The organism is Sinobaca sp. SA16-1, assembly GCF_059510515.1.
Map to the genome: position 1 here is coordinate 465,095 of NZ_JCAKFL010000001.1, position 18,106 is coordinate 483,200.

Below are 18,106 nucleotides of genomic sequence, written 5' to 3' on the forward strand. Positions count from 1 at the left end.
CTTTTTACAAAGAGCGCAGGGCTTTTGTCTGTGCAGCAATTTTTTGGGCTGCTTTTTTGAGCTGTTCCTCGGATTCGAGAAGGCTGATTCGGATATACCCTTCCCCTTTATCTCCAAATCCGCTTCCAGGCGCCGTTACAACACCGGCTTTTTCAAGCATAAGGTCCGCATATGCAGCCGACGTCCATCCTTTCGGTACCGCAAGCCAAACAAAGAAAGTACCTGCGGAAGGCAACGCTGTAATACCGCCTTGCTGCAGTTCTTCCAGAAACACATTACGCCGCTTTTCATATATCGCGGCCTGCTTCGTACACTTCTGTCTGCTCCGCTGTGAAGGCAAAAGCAGCCGCCTCCTGGACAGCGCCGAATATACTTACATACATATGGTCCTGCAGGAGGTTCAGGCTTTCAATAACAGAAGCGTTGCCTGCCGCAATCGCCACTCTCCATCCCGCCATGTTATATGTTTTGGAGAGCGTATACAGTTCTACTCCCGTTTCTTTGGCACCTGGAGCCTGTAAAAAGCTCGGCGGCTTTACTCCGTCAAATCCGAGTGCTCCGTAAGCAAAATCATGAATCACACAGACATGATGCTTTTCCGCATATTTTACGGTCTCTTCAAAAAAACCGGCATCCGCTCCGGCTGCTGTCGGGTTGTTCGGGTAGTTTAAAAACAAAGCCTTCGCCTTCTTCCACGTCTCTTCCGATATGGCTTTATAATCGGGAAGAAACTGGTTTTCTTCCAAAAGCGGCATAAACGCACTTTTTGCTTTGGCGAGCGCAATACCGGACAAATAGTCCGGATAGCCTGGATCTGGAAGCAGAGCCGTATCGCCCTCATTTAATAAACACTGGCTTAATTCGACCAGTCCCGCTTTGGAGCCGAATAACACGGCTATTTCTGTTTCAGGATCAAGGTCAACGTTGTATTCTTTTTTATAAAAAGCAGCTCCGGCTTCTTTAAGAGAAGCGTATCCCCGGAAAGGCGCGTACTTATGATTTGCCGGATCTGCGGCCGCCTCCTGCATTTTTTTCACAATCGGTGCAGGTGTGGGACGGTCCGGATTGCCCTGTCCAAGATTAATCAACGAAACTCCTTCCTGCTGCAGCTTCTGCACCTTTCTTGTTAACGATGCAAAAAACTGTTCCGGCAGTTGCTTTAAAAGATGGGACGATTCAAATACAGCCATAATTTTCTCCTTTTATTCAATAATAAATAATTATTCAATAATGAATAACTATTGTCAGATTATCTATCATTGTTCCGCATGCAGCATTTTTTCCTATTATACTGGGAAACGTACGGCAGGAAAATAAGCAGAGCCGTCTTTTCACTCTTTTTATATGTTTTTTTTACACTTGGCACGAATTTTGCAAATATTCTAATTACACATGTACAAGGAGGCTGACACATCATGAAGTCAATTTATATAAACGGGGGCTGGCTGGAAGGAAACGGTCCGGCCCGCTCGATCGTTAATCCTGCTACCGAAGAAGTTATTGCCTCTATCCGCGGTGCTGACGCTTTGCAGGTTGATAATGCGGCCACATCCGCTCTGGACTGCTTTAACACTTCTTCCTGGCGGTTTGATGCAGAAGCAAGAAAACAAGTGCTTCTGCAGGCTGCTTCGATCCTTTTAGACCGAAAAGACGAGGCCGCAGCTCTGGAAACCCAAAATACCGGGAAGCCCATCCGGGAGGCCGAGCTCGATATTGAAGACACGGCGGCCTGCCTGCAGTACTATGCCGGCCTGATTCCTCATTTTCTTACAGAAACAAAAGAAATGGAAGACGGAACCACAAGTATTGTTTCTAAAGAAGCCATAGGCGCCTGCGGATTGATTATTCCGTGGAATTTCCCGCTTCTGCTGGGCATCTGGAAAGTCGCGCCGGCGCTGGCAGCAGGAAATACGGTCGTGTACAAACCATCTGAACTTACCCCGCTGAGCGCTGTCCTGCTCGCTGAAATACTCGAAGAAGCCGGGCTTCCTGCCGGTGTCTTTCAATTAGTTACCGGAGACGGCACGGTCGGAAAAGCATTGGTCGATCACCCTGCCCTGACAAAAATATCCTTTACGGGCAGTGTTCCAACGGGCAGATCAATTTATGCCTCCTGCGCGGCTTCCATGAAACGAGTGTCTTTGGAGCTGGGCGGCAAATCACCGCTGCTTGTGTTTGATGATGTTTCTGTGGAAAAAGCTGTGTCCTGGGCCGTTTTTGCCGCCTTTTTTAACCAGGGCGAAGTGTGCGTCGCCGCCCCTCGTTTCCTCGTTCAGGAAACGATACTCGATTCTTTCCAGGAAGAGCTTGTGCAACAGCTGCAGCAGCTGAAAGCAGGAGATCCGCTTCTTCCCGAAACAGAACTGGGCCCTGTGATCAGCAGAAATCACTATGAGCAGGTATCTGCTGCTGTCAGGCAGGCAGAAGCAGAAGGTGCAGAGCGTTTATGCGGCGGCACAACATTCGAGGGGCCCGGTTTTTTTCTTGATCCAGTTGTATTGACCGGAGTCACGCAGTCAATGGCCGTGGTGCAGGAAGAAGTATTCGGACCGGTTGCCACGCTCCAGTCTTTTGCCGACCCTGAAGAAGCGGTCGCTCTTGCCAACGGTACACCATACGGTCTGGCTGCCGGTATACTCACAGAAAACAAAGAGCTCGCAGACTGGGTGCAGGCACGGCTTCAGGCCGGCATTATCTGGGTCAACAGTTATCATACCCCCTACGTAAATGCACCGTGGGGCGGCGTTAAAGCAAGTGGAATAGGCCGCGAACTCGGCCCGGAAGGCCTTGTTTCTTTTACCGAATACAAACATACGAATTATTCAAACAGCCTTGCTTCACCGGGCTGGTACCACTTTGAAAAATAAATTCACCTTGAAGGGAAGAACTGTTCATGGAAGCAAAAAAGAAGAAGTTTGGCACAGATGATATCCGTCCCCTCCAGCCCCATGAGCGAAAAGTCAGCACGTTTGGCATATTCGCTATATGGATTGCGGCTAACTTTGTTATTACTACCATCTTAACAGGCATGCTGTTTGTTCCGGATATATCGTTTCAAACCGTCGTTACTGTCAGCCTGATCGGCTCAGCGGTCGGCGCAGTTCCTCTCGCTTTAATGGGCCGGATCGGGACGCGTACCGGACTTCCTACTATGGTAATCTCCCGCGGGGCTTTCGGGCAGAAAGGCGCCGTCCTGCCGGCGTTGGCAAATACGGTTGTCCTTGTCGGCTGGAGCTGGATTCAGGCCTATATGGCCGGACTCAGCTTGAATTACGCAGTAAATACTGTATTTGGCTACAGCAACATTAATTTATTTACAATACTTACGCAGATCATTGTTGTCCTGATTGTTATTTACGGTATCCGCGGCATCGCGTTGACACAGAAATTCATTTCGGTGGCGATGCTCGTTCTATCCTTTATTGTTTTTTATCAGCTTTTTACCGTGTATCAGCTGAATGACTTAATTATGATGCAGTTAAATGAAAATCCTATTACAACGGCCGTTATTGCCTTTGATATTGTGATTGCGACCGCCTTCTCGTGGATGTCCTCGGTCTGCGATTATAACCGGAGCGCCAAAAGTGAAAAAGGGGCAATGGCGGCTACGTTCAGTGGTTACATTATTGCTTCTCTTATTGCCTTTGGCCTTGGGGCAGCAGTCGGCGGCTACAGTATTATCGGAGGCATGCCGCAGACATACGACCCAACTATTCTTTTAGCCCAGCACGGCTTCGGCCTGGTTGCAGCGACGGTCGTTTTCTTTTCGGTATTATCTACCAATGCGATGGCGCTTTACAGCGCAAACATGTCGTTTTTAAATATTTTTCCAAAGCTGACGTTTTGGAAGCCGGCTTTGGCCTTTGGCGTTATAACAACTGCAGGAGCGCTTTTCAAAGACATGCTGATGGCTAACTTTTTTGATTTCGTTCTATTGATTGCAACTCTTTATATTCCTATCTTTGCGATTATTCTAACGGATTACTATTTAATTCACAAAGCGAAATATGAAGCGGAGGAGCTGGTTTCCAATGCCCGCGGCACGTACCAGTACCAAAACGGAATTAACACATTCTCCTATTTGGCCTATGTCCTCGGCGCAGGCTTTGCTTTATACTTTACGTATATTGCTCCGCTCCCTATCGGCTCCACTATTCTTACTTTCTTCCTGTCAGGTCTTCTCTACTGGCTCTTTATGACATTAGCACCTAAGGAAAGGACAAGTACGGCATGAATGATACTCAAATAGCGCTGATTCAGGATTCTTACTCTGTAGGCAGGGAACAGAAAAATCTCCAGATGGTCATACAATCCGTACAGAAGGCAAAAGAGACTTCCCCGGGTCTGGGAGCAGTCGTCCTGCCGGAAATGTGCGTGTCCGGCTACAAGGCGGGCCATGCCTATGCCCCCTCGGCCAGCCACGCGGAAGGCAGCCATTATGATGAGCTTTCCGCTCTTGCCAAAAAACACAACATTTATTTGTTTTATGGATTTGCCGAGGCTGTTCCCGGAGACACGCAGGTATACAATGCGGTCAACGTGATAAGCCCCGGAGGAACGCTCGCCGGCACCTATCGGAAAATTCACTGCACCAGCGGGGAAACCTCTTTTAAAAAAGGCCGTACCCCTTTAGTATTATCAACTGAAATAGGCCGTATCGGGGTTATGATCTGCTGGGACATGGCCTTTCCGGAACATGCGGCTTACCTGGCCAATCAAGGAGCCGACATCCTTGTTGCCCCAAGCGCATGGGAAGAGCCTTACGAACATGCATTTCACGGGTTTGCCTCTTCCCGCGCCCGTGATCATTCGCTTTATGTAGCGGCGGTGAATCAGACAGGACAGAGCGGCTCTTTTTCATACTTTGGAGAATCTTCCCTTTATGCTCCGGATGGGAAACTGAGGCATCAGCTTTATTCCGGAGAGCCTGATATAGGGACCGCTTCATTGGACAGTGCCTACCAGCACTCCTGCCGGCAGACGTTTTATACGATGAATCAAGAACGCTGCACCGATATTTTTTCTTAACATACATGATAATTCCTCCGTCCAGGGCGGGGGAATTTTTCTCCCATACATTATTCAATAATGAATAATGTATTTAGGAAAGGATGAAAGATATGGATAATACGACGATTAACGCAGAAAATGAAGCGATATTGAATGCTATTAAAGATGATTTGCTGGTAACTGATATTCACGGTGTGATTACGAAAGTTACACCGGCCATGAAGGAGCTGTATGGCCTTCACAACGACGAAGAGCTCGTCGGCCGCTCCGTATATGATCTTGAGCAAGAAGGTCTTTTCACCCCCATTGTTACCCCTCTGGTTAAGAAGCAGGAAGACCGGGTGACGCTGATTCAAACGACGAGAGAAAATAAAAAATTTCTCGTCACCGGTGTTCCCGTTTTCAATGCAAAGGGAAAGCTGTGGCGGGTTGCCACCTATTCTCATGATGTGACTGAGCTCGTTAATATGAAAAGCTATCTGGAGGATATGGAAGGAGAAATGGAGCGTGTGCTTCACGAACTTACCCATCTGCGCAGCAGACACATGCAGGAGCACGGATTTGTGGCTAAATCGCCGGAGATGAAGCGGTGCCTGGAGATGGCAAAACAAGTAGCCGATGTGGATGTTAACGTGCTTCTCCTCGGGGAATCCGGGGTTGGGAAAACCCAGATCGCGAAAATGATTCATAAAGAAAGCAGGCGCACCGAAGGTCCTTTTATTGAAGTAAACTGCGGTGCCATTCCGGCGTCTTTGTTTGAAGCGGAGCTGTTCGGCTATGAAGGCGGTGCCTTTACCGGGGCCCAGCGTCATGGCAAGATCGGCCTGGCGGAGCTGGCGGAAGGCGGCACGCTGTTTCTGGATGAAATTGGAGAGCTTTCTCTCGCTGACCAGGTGAAAGTATTGAAGTTCATTCAGGAGAAGCAGTTCTACAGAGTAGGCGGCCGCAAAATAAAGTCTGTTGACTTCCGGCTCATTAGTGCCACCAATCAAAAGCTTGATGAGATGGTCGAGGCGCATACTTTTCGGGAAGACTTGTATTTCCGTTTGAACGTGGTGCCTATTACGATCCCTCCGCTCCGGGAGCGTTCTTCCGATATTATTCCGCTGATCTACCATTTTCTCCAGGAGTTTTCCGAGAAGCACAACCGGGACATATCCTTCGATAAAAACACGCTTTATTTATTGAGCGAACTGGAATGGAAAGGCAATGTGCGTGAGCTGATGAACATGATTGAGCGCTTGATTGTGACAAGCGGCTCACGCGTTGTCACCGCAAACGATATTACCATTCCGCGCTCGCCGGCTGCCAAAAAAGAAATGTACGATACCTTTTCCAAAACGCTTCCGGACACGCTCGCTGAAGTCGAAGCATCCATTATGCAAGAAGCCGCTTCCAACTGCCGGACGACGACTGAAATGGCAAAATGGCTTGGGATCAGCCAGCCTTCTGTCGTCCGCAAATTAAAAAAATACAACATCCGCTCCTGATATTGGCATGGTTTTTGCAATAGGTAAGGGTAGACACTTGCAAAGGATGTGGACACGATGGAATCAAATAAAGAAGTGGACAGGCACAGTTTAGAAACGACCTGGACGAAACGAAATATGTCCAAGGCGCTGACTGCTTCTATTATCAGCTTGTTTTTATTTCTGCTCCCTGTTCCCTATCAAGGGCAGTGGACGATAGGCATCGGTATCGCTGCCGAATCCCTTCAGCTTGTATTTCAGGACGGCCTGGCTTCATTTATGACGCTTCTGCTCGTTTTGTCGGGCGTCATGACGCTTGTGGCAATGACCGCTGAAAAACAAAACGCCGCCTGGCTGCAGCGTTTTCCGTTTATTCGCGAACTGTTTGCGGTCAGCTGGGTCTGGGCCGGCTTCCGGCTTTTAGGAGCCGCTTTTGCTGTTATGGTTCTGTATCAGATAGGACCGGAAGTCATATGGTCCGACCTGACCGGCGGAACCGTTCTTTATGATTTAGTTCCGGTTCTGACTACATGGTTTCTTGTCGCCGGCTTCCTCATGCCGCTTCTCCTGCAGTTCGGCTTAATGGAGTTTATCGGTACGCTCGTCCGTTCGCTTATGCGTCCATTATTTAAGCTCCCCGGCCGTTCTTCTATTGATGCGATGGCTTCCTGGATGGGAAGCGGAACGGTCGGCGTTCTCATTACCACCCAGCAGTACGAAGGCGGCTTTTATACGAAAAGGGAAGCTTCTGTTATTGCTACTAATTTCTCTGTCGCCTCTATCGCTTTTAGTTTAGTGGTGATTCAATTTATTGGACTTGATCATATGTTTATTCCTTTTTACCTGACAGTGATTGTTGCCGGCCTTTCAGCTGCCATCATATGTCCGCGCATTCCGCCTCTGTCCCGGAAATCCGACGTATATTATGAGCCGGTCGGCAAACAGATTTCAGAAGACGTTCCGGAAGGCAAAACGCGGCTGCGCTGGGCTTCTGAAAAAGCAGTGGCTAAAGCGTCCGAAGTAACAGGGCCAAAAGAGCTGGTCGTAAACGGAACCAAAAATGTGCTCGATATCTGGTTCGGCTTAATTCCTCTTGTGATGGGGCTTGGAACCATTGCCCTGTTAACGGCAGAATTTACGCCTATTTTTACGATCTTATCCTACCCGCTTGTGCCGGTTTTGGAGTGGATGTCCATTCCTGAAGCAGGCGCTGCCGCTCCGGCCATGATCGTAGGATTTGCCGACATGTTTCTGCCGGCTGTGATCGGAAGCGGAATCGAAAGCGAGCTAACCCGGTTCGTTATCGCTGCTTTATCGATGACACAGCTCGTTTACATGTCGGAAGTAGGTATTCTTCTGCTTCGTTCCAAAATTCCATTGTCCCTGCTTGACCTGATTATTATCTTTATTCAGCGGACCATTATTACGCTGCCTATTATTGTTGCGATGGCCCATCTTTTCTTTTTCTAATACGATATTCTAGGAGGATTACATATGTACAGACCAAAAGACTCTTCATTAAGCCCACGCTACACCGGAGTCCGCACATTTATGCGCCTGGAAAACATCCGCACAACAAAAGACGTTGATTTCGTCGTGGTCGGAAACCCATTTGACACCGCGGTATCAAACCGGATTGGAGCGAGAGGCGGCCCTCAGCACATCCGTAATTTCTCCATCCTGCTCCGCCCGTATAACCCGGATCAGGAAATTGATATATTCGACTACTGCTCCGGCGTTGATTACGGTGATTTTGACACGGTTCCGCAGAACATTCACCGCTCATACGAACTCGTGGAAGAACAGCTTTCCACTATTCTGGCCGATGATGTGACGCCCGTAATATTAGGCGGGGACCACTCTGTAAGCCTGGGCCATCTTCGTGCCTTTGCCAAAAAGTACGGGCCTGTCGCTTTGATACATTTTGATTCACACAGCGACACATGGGATAACTACTTTGGGGAAAAATATATGCACGGCACTCCTTTCCGGCGGGCCGTGGAAGAAGGCTTAATTGACACATCCCGTTCTATTCAAGTAGGCCTGCGCGGCCCGCTTTATGGTCCCCATGATGTAACGGATCCAGTAGACCTGGGCTTTAAAACAATTCCAATGCGTGAAGTACACAAGCTTGGCTGCGAAGAAGTGCTCCGCCAGGTGCGGGAACGCGTTGGGGACGCTCCTGCTTTTGTCTCCTACGATATCGACTTTGTTGATCCGGCCTATGCCCCCGGCACAGGAACGCCGGAAGTCGGTGGTCCGACGAGCCACGAAGCGCTTGAATATGTGAGAGGGTTATATGGACTGGACATTAAAGGATTTGATCTCGTTGAAGTCCTTCCGGCCTATGATCATGGAGAAATCACGGCAGCACTCGCTTCCGCCGTCGCTTTTGAAATGATTACTCTTGTCGCCATGCATAAACGCGACCAGTTGAAATAGCAAAAAAACCACAGCCCCGTTGAAAGGGCTGTGGTTTTATTTATATTCCCATTTTTCTGCATGAAAGGCCAGGCCGCTGCCTTCTGCCTGCAGTCGGATGCCTGTACTGTCTTCTTTCGGAAAAATCCGTGAAGTAAAGACGCACGCCCCGTCGTTTGCGAATATTTCTATTGAAGAGGTATCAACGAACAATCTAAGATCCGACAGCGGATGGGACAGCGAAGCAGCTCTCACCGTGCCGTACTCTTCATTTAACGGCTCTCCGCTGTCTGTTCTGTCCAGGATAAGCTTCTTTTCCTGCGGATCGTAGTGCAGTGCTGTTCTCTCCTCCGTGCCTTCCCGCACATATAAAGAAAAAGGTGCATCCGGCAGCGAATCAAAACGGATATTAAGCTCATAAGCGCTTCCATTCAGCATCTGGTCTGCCTCGTTCCAGGTCCGGTGCTCTGAGGTGATGCGTTTTTCTTCTAATTCTTTCACCGGTCTCTGCCGCACTTCCCCGTTTTCAAACGCAATCTCTCTCGGAAGCGTCAAGCAATGGGCCCATCCAAAACGATCGGTCGGATAGCTTTGATCCGGCAGCCCCATCCAGCCGATTAAGATTCTTCTGCCATCCGGACTTTCCGTTGTCTGCGGTGCATAAAAATCAAAACCGTGATCCCACTCTTTAAAATCCCCGTGCTCCAGCCTGCCCGTTGTTAAATCAAGTGTCTCTCCCATAATATAACCGGACTGGTAGATATTTCGAAAGCGGTCGCCCTCTGCTTCGATCCCCTGCGGAGAAAACATCAGGATTCCGTGTCCCTGCATTTCGAAGTAATCCGGACATTCCCACATGTAACCAAACGAAGGCAGGCTTGTTTTAACTTCTCCTTTACACTCCCAGTTCTCGAGATCAGCAGAAGCATAAAGCAGGATGACTCCCGTCAGGTTTTCCCGCTGGCCGCCAATTACTGCATAATACGTGCCGTCTTCTGTCTGCCATACTTTCGGATCCCTGAAATGCGTCGTATATCCGTCCGGCGCGCCTTCGATCAGCACCTTCTTCTCTTCAAACGTTCCATCCGCCCGCATCGCACAGGAGCATTGGAAAGGCAGTCTTTCTCCATTATCAAGCTTCGTATTGCCCGTATAAAAAAGCTCAAGCTTTTCATTTACCACTATACCGCTGCCTGAGTAGACCCCGTGCCTGTCTTCATAAATATCAGGCGCAAGCGCCGCCCCATGGCTCTGCCAGTCTACTAGATTCTTTGATGTCTGATGATACCAATGCTTTAACCCGTGCACAGGGCCAAACGGATACCATTGGTAAAATAAATGATACTCCCCATTAAAAAAGGCAAAACCATTTGGATCATTTAACAAACCGCTCTCCGGCTGAATATGAAACGTCTGGCGCCACGGCGATAGTGCCACCTGTTCTTTTATATATTCCAGTTCTTTGCTGTTATCAGAAGTAAGACGCTTGCTTTTATCTGTCAGAAGCCAATTCATTCATCTACCGCCTTCCTTTATTTCATTAATGGAATCGATTCCATTAAACATAATCTTATCGTACAGTTACTATGTAAACCTTGTCAAGACAGTCTGGAAGATATTTCTTGAAATAAGTACTATATTTCGTTAGTTTAAAAGAATATCCCTATACATTGAAGGAGTGATACGTTTGGCTCTGCACCCTTTTATCGTTACTACGCACTGGCCGGAAGGCCGAAACAGCGTAGGCACGCTGGCTTCTGAACATCTGGAAACCGCGATCTCTATTCCTGCGGAAATGGACGGACCCGGCATTGGGACCAATCCTGATGAAATGCTTCTCGGGGCAGCTGCTGCCTGTTATATTATTACGTTTGCCGCCATGCTGGAAAGAGCCGGCATCAAAACAGAAAAGCTCTCCATGGAAAGCAAAGGACTCGTCGATGTAACCAATGGTGTTTTTACGTATAAAGAGATTATCCATTATCCAGATTTACTGCTCACATCCTCTGTTACCGAAAAGGAAGAAGCAAAAGCCATACAGCTCGCTGACAAAGCAGAAAAAAGCTGCATGATTTCCAGGGCGGTGGCTGGAAATGTTTCCATTTCCGTTCACCCTGTCATCCGCCGCTTTTCCTAGATTATTCTTCATAGATCATTTTGCGGGTCATTCCTCCATCTACAACCAGGTTGGTTCCTGTGACAAAATCATTGTTTTCTTCAGATAAATAAAGACAGGCCTTCGCTACGTCATCCGGACGCCCTACCCGGTTGGACAAGTGCTGGGTATGGTCGTGAATAGAAAGCTTTTGATAATCTCCGGTTTCGATCCACCCCGGTGAGATGGCATTCACGGTAATATTATAAGGGCTTAAAGAAGCCGCAAATGAATGCGTCAAGCCGATAACGCCTCCTTTTGAGGCTGCATAGGCTTCCGAGTGGGGTTCTGACATGGATGCTCTCGTTGAAGCAATATTAACGATAGCGCCTCCATTCTGCGTCTGCCTCATTACCTTCGCGGCTTCTCTTGTTCCCAGAAACACGCTTCGTAAATTCGTATGCATCACGTTTTCCCATTCTTCCAACGTTATTTCGAATGGGGAAAGAAAAGCTTCTATCCCTGCATTATTTACGAGCACATCAATAGTGCCGTATATTTCATACACTCTTTTCATTAAATAAGACATCGAACTTTCCCGTGTAACATCCGTTTTAATAAAAATAGCCTTGAGGTTCTGGTTTTGAAGCTCTTCTGCTACACTTTGTCCCTTTTCATCCACATCAGCCAGCACGACCGCCGCCCCTTTTTCGGCATACATCCGGGCCGTCGCACGACCGATTCCTTTCGCTGCTCCTGTTACTACTACTGTTTTATTTTCAAAAGACATAGTACCCTCCTTGTAAAGCCATTATGATCTAAGTACAAAAAAACCCGGCTTCCCGCCGGGGATGTTCTTAGCGTGTAGTGTCTGTTGGGCGTTTCTTTGCTTTGTATTTGCTGTAGCCCTTTTTAATAAACGGTGCTGCCATCACACCAAACTTAAATAATTTGCTTACCATTCTAAACATATGCAAGTTCTCCTTTAGTTAAATAGAATTATAATAGCCCGATTCGAATGCAATACTATTCGAGACGTCCTGTTTCACGAACTTCCGGCTCTTCTTCTCCGAGCTTTCTATCTCCTTCAACATCCACATCGTCGACAAACATTTTTACTTCTACTACTTCCAGGCCAGTCATCTGTCTTACATTTTCAGTGATTCTCCGTTTCACTTCCTGGAATACCTGTGGCACGTTAGCGCCGTATTTCGCGATAACATTTAATTCAATTGCCGCCTGCTTTTCACCGGTTTCTGCAGTAACTCCTTTAGTAAGGCTCTTTCTGCCCAGACGTTCTGCAAACCCTTCAGCTACTCCGCCGCTGAGGGATAAAATCCCTTCTACTTCGGCTGCGCTTAATGCTGCAATTTTTTTTATAACTTCATTACTGAACTGCAGTTCTTTTTCTTCTTGGTTATTCGGATTATTTATCTCTGCCATATTATTAGCTCCTTTATAAATAATATCGTTATGATACAAGCTTTCCCTTTTTTATAAAGTTGTAATCCTTTTTCTTTAGAATATACTTCCTTCCAGAGCGTTTCAAAATGTGGAATATGGGAGATAGTATATAAAACAAGAACATATATTTCGAACCGCATCCATTGGTAGAACGGAGGAGATTATGCAAAATCACCCCACTTTCCTTGAAATAATTCTGCCCTACAGAGGAAGAATCATTGGCCTTTTATCTGCTGTTATCGCAGGTATCGTTTTTCTGCTTTGGGGATTTGGAGAAGCATTGCTTGTTACGCTTCTTTTAACACTTGGAGTAATAATCGGCCGGCAAATTGACGGAAAAAAAGATTTACGGGAAAATCTTTCATCTTTTTTTAAGTGGCTTACAACAGAACGATAAAAACAGCCGGCTGCGCAGATACGCAGCCGGCTGTTTATTCATATTGCTGTATTAAAGACGTCCTGCGCCAATGTAACGCTGAGACCAGTAGCTGTTATTCATGCTTGCCACAGCTACTCCTGTTGAAGCCCCTGCATGGATGAATTGATTATTACCAATGTAGATTCCGGCGTGAGTAGGGCCTCCTCTAGTATCGTAGAAAACAATATCACCTACGGATGGACTGGACACTCTTGAAGCTGCGCTGTACATCTGTGCTACTGTACGGGGAGTGTTTACTCCGTGCTGGCGAAGAACAAATTGAATATAGCCGCTGCAGTCAAATCCTCTAGTCGTCGTGCCGCCCCATACATATGGAGTACCAAGATATTTTCTTGCCGTGTTTACGACTCCACTTGTAGAAGCAGTAGTAGAAGCTCCTGCTACTTTTGCCGGAGCGGCAGTGGAACTGCCTGCCGATGAATTATTGGAAGAAGCACGCACATTTCCTCTAAGCGCAGCAAACGTGTTCGGGCCTGCGACACCATCTACACCAATTCTTGCAGCGGACTGGAAAGAGCGGAGCGCACTTGCAGTACGGGCACCAAATACTCCGTCTGCTGTACCGGCACTGAACCCTTTACTGTTCAAAGCGCTTTGAAGTGCTCTTACGTCATTGCCGCGGCTTCCCTGGCGGAGCGTGCGGGAAAATTCGCTGCTGCCGGTTGAGGCAGATTTAACAGTTGTGTTGGAAGAAGAGTTAGAAGAGGAAGAAGAGGAACCGGAAGATCTAAGGTTCATTTTTCCGAATGTCTGGTTACCTGCAATACCATCAGCAGAAATGTTTGCACTTCTTTGGAACGAGATAAGCGCACTTCTCGTTCTCGGGCCGAAAGAACCGTCTACAGAGCCTGCATTGAATCCTTTACTGTTCAACCATGTCTGCAGTTCGGATACATCAGAATGCTTCATTCCGGAACGAAGGGTCTGGTCTCCAAGGGCTGCATCCGCCATGGATGGAGTGAATAGAATCGCTGTTGCAAGTGCACCGCTGATAAAGTATTTTTTCATAATTGTTGTAGACGCCGTTTATCTCTCGTTATGTAAGTATGTCGTTAGAACAGGGTTTATTAATTGTTCTATGTATAAAGCTATATGTATGATAAATAATTTTATGTTTTCCAACGACATGTTTATTGTTATGTAGTGAGAGTGAAACGAACGTACACCTCCTTGTTTTTTATATTATTTGTTTTAGTATGTTTGAATTATATGATGATAGGGAAAGAACTCACAATACTATTTCCTGTTTTGTTACACAACTGTAACGTAAGACCCATATTCGTAACAATAAAACGACCATACGTAACATAAACATGATTAATTACCTATTCTTATTTTTAATAAAAGTTTATATATGCGACTTTCGTTTTGCTATTTGCACGTCTTATGAATAAATTCAGCCATTGGAGAGATAAAAGTACCCCCATACAATACTCTTGATTATTTTACGTTTTCTGCACAAAAAAAGGCTGATTTTGTAAAGAATCTATTGGATTCTCTGCAAAATCAGCCTTTTTATTATAATTGAAGCATTTTTTCGCTTTTAATGTATTGTATGGTTTTCTCAACATCACTGTCATCTGAAACCACGTATCGGCTTCTTTGATGAATTTCCGGCTTTTCGAGCAGTCCGAGTCTGACACAATACCTGAATAAAAGGGTAATAAACTGCCTCAATGTGGATGTTTGATACGTTGACTTCTCGCTCAGTTTCCCTCCAAAAGCTTCGTAGTAGTCTTTGGAAGAAAAAGGTGATTTGTTTTTCCATTCTATTAAATGGCCCAGAAATGAACGAAAGAAATCAACGCTTACAGCGTAAGTCTGTGGGGATTTTTTAAATTTAATCAAATCCTCTTCTTCTATATAATATAACAGCAGCATATCTCTTTTAGAGGAGGATGTATTCCGGAAAGAAGTTAATCCGTTATCGCGGGACCGTTCAGATTCTGAAACCGGGGCAAGAAGATCTACTATTCCCTGGTTAACAGCTGCCGACGGCTGTTGAACGGAATAACTTTCTGCGGCGGGCTTTCCTTCAATAAAAGCCTCCAGCTGCGCAAGGTTTTTTAAATGAGTGACGGCCTGCTCCGCTAAGTGAAACTGCTGCTTTTCAACGGCATCATTTAATGCATCCTTCAGCTGTTTTCGTAATATCGATGACATAGGCTGAGCGCCCCTTTCCGTTATCTTTTATCATTCTACATAAATTCTGATTATTTTTCCATACATAGCAGTATGACTTTTCATCATTTATCTATTTTTTTATACTAAGTAAACACTTCCCAGCGCAGCACTCTTTTCCTTCCCGAAGCTGTTTTCGATTTTCAGTTTGTCAGAAAAACGGGGAAGAAGACCCGTATGTACAGCTTTTTTTGTGTACTCAAAATATAATGGGCTGTTTTCCATAAGCCCTCCCCCAAAGACAATCATGGAAGGATTTAATAAATGAACGGCCCCCGCTGCTGCCTGGGCAAGCCGGGAAGCCGCTGCCTTTAGAAGCTTTTCGTAATATGGGTGTCCCTGTTCTGCTGCTGATAAAATCTGCGGCATGAAAAAAGCCGGCTGCTGATGCTTCTGCTGCCACTGCCCTGCTTCCTGTTCTATTGCCTTTCCAGAAGCATACGCTCTTACACAGCCTTTATTTCCACAGGCACAGAGCCTTCCTTCCTGTTCTACAGGAAAATGGCCCAGTTCCCCGGCCATACCTTCCGCTCCTTTAAACAATTTCCCATTTACGATCAGCCCTGAGCCGATACTCGTCCCTACAGAAATATAAAGAAGTGATTCTGCCTGATAAAAAGCAGCTTCTGCATAAGCTGCCGCATCTGCATCATTATGAAGAGAGACCGGAATGGAAAAAGCCGCTGACAATTCCTCAGCGAGCTTGAGCTGATAAACATTCAGGCTCTGTGAATACACAATGGTACCCCTTTCAGTATCAATCAACCCCGCACAGGCAATAGAAATATGCCGAATCCTGCCTGTGTTTTCCAGTTTGCAGGAAAGATCATCCAATGTCATATAGAGAGCCTGCTTCCAATCCAGGGCCTTGTTCTCCTGAAATGTAGGGTATTGGCATTCTCTAATTACTTTATATTCTGCATCTACTAATATGCCCAGAATTTTTGTGCCGCCTATATCGATTCCTATTTTATAGTCTTTCATACACGTTGGATTCCTCTCCAAATTAACTGATACCATCATAACACATCAATATGATCGGATAAGAAGACTTTATTTTATAGTCTATCCTGTAAAAAACCACTAAAAAAGCCGGGAACAACAGAAATTTCTGTTGTTCCCGGCACAAAGGCCGGCTTCCTATCCGTCCTTTTTCTGGCCTTTTATTTATTTGGGTTTAAAATAATCACGATAAAACTAATATCCTCGGCAAAATCCCAGTCCAGGAAAATATTTTCAACTGCAGCCGGCAGAATTTCTTCCAGCTGCGTTTTACGAATCAGATTTTTTTCCAGCGGGCGTTTGGTGATTTTTAACTCTTCTTCAAATCCTGCTTTGATTAGTTCTTTTTCAATTCTTACTAGAATACCGGTACGCATAATAACAAGCGTCCGCTCATTCAAGTAAAACGAGTCCACGTACACAGGCGTTTTCTCGGCATGACGACTCATTCTGATGATTTCTTTATGCACCTTTTCTTTTCCGGGATACATTTCCCATGTTTTATCTTTCGAAGCTTTCCCTTCGGAAAGCACACCCAGAATCATCCCTGATTTCGTATCCAGGGACCAGTCGTAATACACTTCTTCTATAGAAAATCCTGCATTTTCACTAAGGTACTCTTTTATTTCCGGAATTAATTCCGCCATAAGGTAATCCCGGGTTTTCTCGACATTGGTTTGCTTATCCTGGTTAATCAGCACCTGCTCTACAGGTGTTATAAAATCTTTTAAATAAATAGTGATAAAAGGATTTTTCACTGACACAAAGACGGAGCCGGGTCCTTTGCCAAAATGATTCCTTAACAGTCTCCCTATATAACTTGCAAGCTGGGTCTGTACAGATTGTATATTCATTATTCACTTTCCTTTGCAATAAATCGTCGAATAGGTTTCATTCACTATTATACATTATAAGAAAGAAAGACGATACACCCGTTGTAACTGCGTAAAAAAACAGCCCTTCCTAGAGGAAGAGGCTGTTTGGGATGATTGAATTACATGCGTCCGGCGCCGATGTAACGTGGAGCCCAGTAAGAGCTGTCCATATCTGCAATAGCTACTCCTGTAGAAGAACCGGAGTGGATAAACTGATTGTTACCAATGTAGATACCTGCGTGGGAAGGACCGCCTCTTGTATCAAAGAATACGATGTCTCCAACGCTTGGGTTGGATACTTTAGTGCTTGCGCTGTACATTTGGGAAACTGTACGTGGAATATCTTTTCCTGCCTGCTTAAAGGAATACTGTAAGAATCCGCTGCAGTCAAAACCACTTGTAGAAGTTCCGCCCCATACATACGGGGTACCCATATGCTGTCTGGCTGCAGAAACAACACCACTGCTGGCCTGTGTCGTAGATGCGCCGGCAACCTTCGTTTCAGAAGAGCTGCTGGAAACTGTTGTTGTATTAGAAGACGTGTTTGAAGATGTGTTGGATGAGCTGCCGGATCCGTTCAAAGACTGAATTGTCTGTGGTCCTACTACTCCGTAAAAGCTTCCTGCTGAAGAGGAAATGCCTTTATCAAGCTGGTATGCTTTTACTGCACTTAATGTTCTTGGTCCGAAAGTAGAACCGGTAGAGCCGTTGAAATAACCCTGCGCTTTTAATTCTTCCTGCAGAGCATTAACAGAAGAGTTAACGTCTCCACTGTTCAGGCTGCCGTGGCCGTCGATGGATGCTGCGTCAGATACGTTTGGTACTGCGAATAGTGCTGCTGCTGCGAATGCTGAACCTACTAGATATTTTTTCATAATTGATTTTCATCTATTTATACCCTGTACATGTATAAGGTATATAGAACGGCGCATGATTCCTTTATCGATTTTTTTCCACAGAAGATATTACTGTACTTTCATTACTTTAAATCATTCTATGTATATCTTATCGCTATAAAGTATATGCTGTTCTTTAGACGAAAAGTCACCCCCTGATATTTTTTTTAGTACTGTATGTTTTTTTCACTTGTCTTTGTTTTCTTATCAACACTCTGAATTATAGAGCCCGTGACGTTATTCCTCAACCTTTT

General features: G+C 46.0%; 16 protein-coding genes and 1 pseudogene. 8 read left to right on the forward strand and 9 right to left on the reverse strand.

Features of this window, described 5'->3' with window-relative positions:
* Positions 1-4: 4 nt before the first annotated feature.
* Positions 5-1,190: pseudogene (locus tag AC5W2J_RS02200) on the reverse strand (pyridoxal phosphate-dependent aminotransferase).
* A gap of 225 nt (positions 1,191-1,415) precedes the next feature.
* On the opposite strand from AC5W2J_RS02200, the gene AC5W2J_RS02205 reads away from it, so the two are divergent.
* The 6 genes from AC5W2J_RS02205 to speB all read left to right on the forward strand — a co-directional run bounded on the left by AC5W2J_RS02205 (position 1,416) and on the right by speB (position 8,921).
* A complete protein-coding gene (locus AC5W2J_RS02205; RefSeq protein ID WP_496057846.1) occupies positions 1,416-2,867 on the forward strand; it encodes an aldehyde dehydrogenase family protein in 1,452 nt (483 codons plus the stop codon).
* Between the two features lie 26 nt (positions 2,868-2,893).
* A complete protein-coding gene (locus tag AC5W2J_RS02210) occupies positions 2,894-4,234 on the forward strand; it encodes a purine-cytosine permease family protein (protein WP_496057847.1) in 1,341 nt (446 codons plus the stop codon).
* Positions 4,231-5,028, forward strand: coding sequence for a carbon-nitrogen hydrolase family protein (locus AC5W2J_RS02215; protein ID WP_496057848.1), 798 nt, complete (start codon positions 4,231-4,233; stop codon positions 5,026-5,028). Before AC5W2J_RS02210 ends, AC5W2J_RS02215 begins: the two co-directional genes overlap by 4 nt.
* A gap of 92 nt (positions 5,029-5,120) precedes the next feature.
* Positions 5,121-6,500, forward strand: a complete 1,380-nt coding sequence (locus AC5W2J_RS02220; protein ID WP_496057849.1) for a sigma-54 interaction domain-containing protein — start codon at positions 5,121-5,123, stop codon at positions 6,498-6,500.
* 57 nt (positions 6,501-6,557) lie between these two features.
* Positions 6,558-7,949, forward strand: coding sequence for a YjiH family protein (locus AC5W2J_RS02225; protein ID WP_496057850.1), 1,392 nt, complete (start codon positions 6,558-6,560; stop codon positions 7,947-7,949).
* Positions 7,950-7,973: 24 nt separating this feature from the next.
* The gene (gene speB, locus AC5W2J_RS02230) at positions 7,974-8,921 is read left to right on the forward strand and encodes an agmatinase (RefSeq protein ID WP_496057851.1); all 948 of its coding nucleotides are present in this window, start codon (positions 7,974-7,976) and stop codon (positions 8,919-8,921) included.
* Between the two features lie 36 nt (positions 8,922-8,957).
* On the opposite strand, the gene AC5W2J_RS02235 is transcribed toward speB, so the two are convergent.
* Positions 8,958-10,415 (reverse strand): glycoside hydrolase family 32 protein, encoded by a 1,458-nt coding sequence (locus AC5W2J_RS02235; RefSeq protein ID WP_496057852.1) that lies wholly within the window; start codon positions 10,413-10,415, stop codon positions 8,958-8,960.
* Between the two features lie 172 nt (positions 10,416-10,587).
* Between AC5W2J_RS02235 and AC5W2J_RS02240 the strand changes: the two genes are divergently transcribed.
* Positions 10,588-11,037, forward strand: a complete 450-nt coding sequence (locus tag AC5W2J_RS02240) for an OsmC family protein (protein ID WP_496057853.1) — start codon at positions 10,588-10,590, stop codon at positions 11,035-11,037.
* A 1-nt stretch (position 11,038) separates the two neighbouring features.
* On the opposite strand, the gene AC5W2J_RS02245 is transcribed toward AC5W2J_RS02240, so the two are convergent.
* Together AC5W2J_RS02245 and AC5W2J_RS02250 are read right to left on the reverse strand one after the other, a co-directional pair.
* Positions 11,039-11,785, reverse strand: coding sequence for a glucose 1-dehydrogenase (locus AC5W2J_RS02245; protein ID WP_496057854.1), 747 nt, complete (start codon positions 11,783-11,785; stop codon positions 11,039-11,041).
* A gap of 236 nt (positions 11,786-12,021) precedes the next feature.
* On the reverse strand, positions 12,022-12,438 hold the full coding sequence (locus AC5W2J_RS02250) for an Asp23/Gls24 family envelope stress response protein (protein WP_496057855.1): 417 nt from the start codon (positions 12,436-12,438) through the stop codon (positions 12,022-12,024).
* Positions 12,439-12,622: 184 nt separating this feature from the next.
* On the opposite strand from AC5W2J_RS02250, the gene AC5W2J_RS02255 reads away from it, so the two are divergent.
* On the forward strand, positions 12,623-12,856 hold the full coding sequence (locus AC5W2J_RS02255) for a DUF2273 domain-containing protein (protein WP_496057856.1): 234 nt from the start codon (positions 12,623-12,625) through the stop codon (positions 12,854-12,856).
* Positions 12,857-12,907: 51 nt separating this feature from the next.
* Here AC5W2J_RS02255 and AC5W2J_RS02260 read toward each other — a convergent pair whose 3' ends face one another.
* The 5 genes from AC5W2J_RS02260 to AC5W2J_RS02280 all read right to left on the reverse strand — a co-directional run bounded on the left by AC5W2J_RS02260 (position 12,908) and on the right by AC5W2J_RS02280 (position 17,831).
* Entirely contained in the window at positions 12,908-13,906 is a 999-nt protein-coding gene (locus tag AC5W2J_RS02260; protein ID WP_496057857.1) for a C40 family peptidase, read from the reverse strand.
* Between the two features lie 510 nt (positions 13,907-14,416).
* Complete coding sequence (locus AC5W2J_RS02265) at positions 14,417-15,061, reverse strand: hypothetical protein (protein ID WP_496057858.1); 645 nt, start codon at positions 15,059-15,061, stop codon at positions 14,417-14,419.
* A gap of 99 nt (positions 15,062-15,160) precedes the next feature.
* Positions 15,161-16,063, reverse strand: a complete 903-nt coding sequence (locus AC5W2J_RS02270) for an ROK family protein (RefSeq protein ID WP_496057859.1) — start codon at positions 16,061-16,063, stop codon at positions 15,161-15,163.
* A gap of 179 nt (positions 16,064-16,242) precedes the next feature.
* Positions 16,243-16,935 (reverse strand): Na-translocating system protein MpsC family protein, encoded by a 693-nt coding sequence (locus AC5W2J_RS02275; RefSeq protein WP_496057860.1) that lies wholly within the window; start codon positions 16,933-16,935, stop codon positions 16,243-16,245.
* Between the two features lie 140 nt (positions 16,936-17,075).
* Positions 17,076-17,831 (reverse strand): C40 family peptidase, encoded by a 756-nt coding sequence (locus AC5W2J_RS02280; RefSeq protein ID WP_496057861.1) that lies wholly within the window; start codon positions 17,829-17,831, stop codon positions 17,076-17,078.
* Between the last annotated feature and the right edge of the window lie 275 nt (positions 17,832-18,106).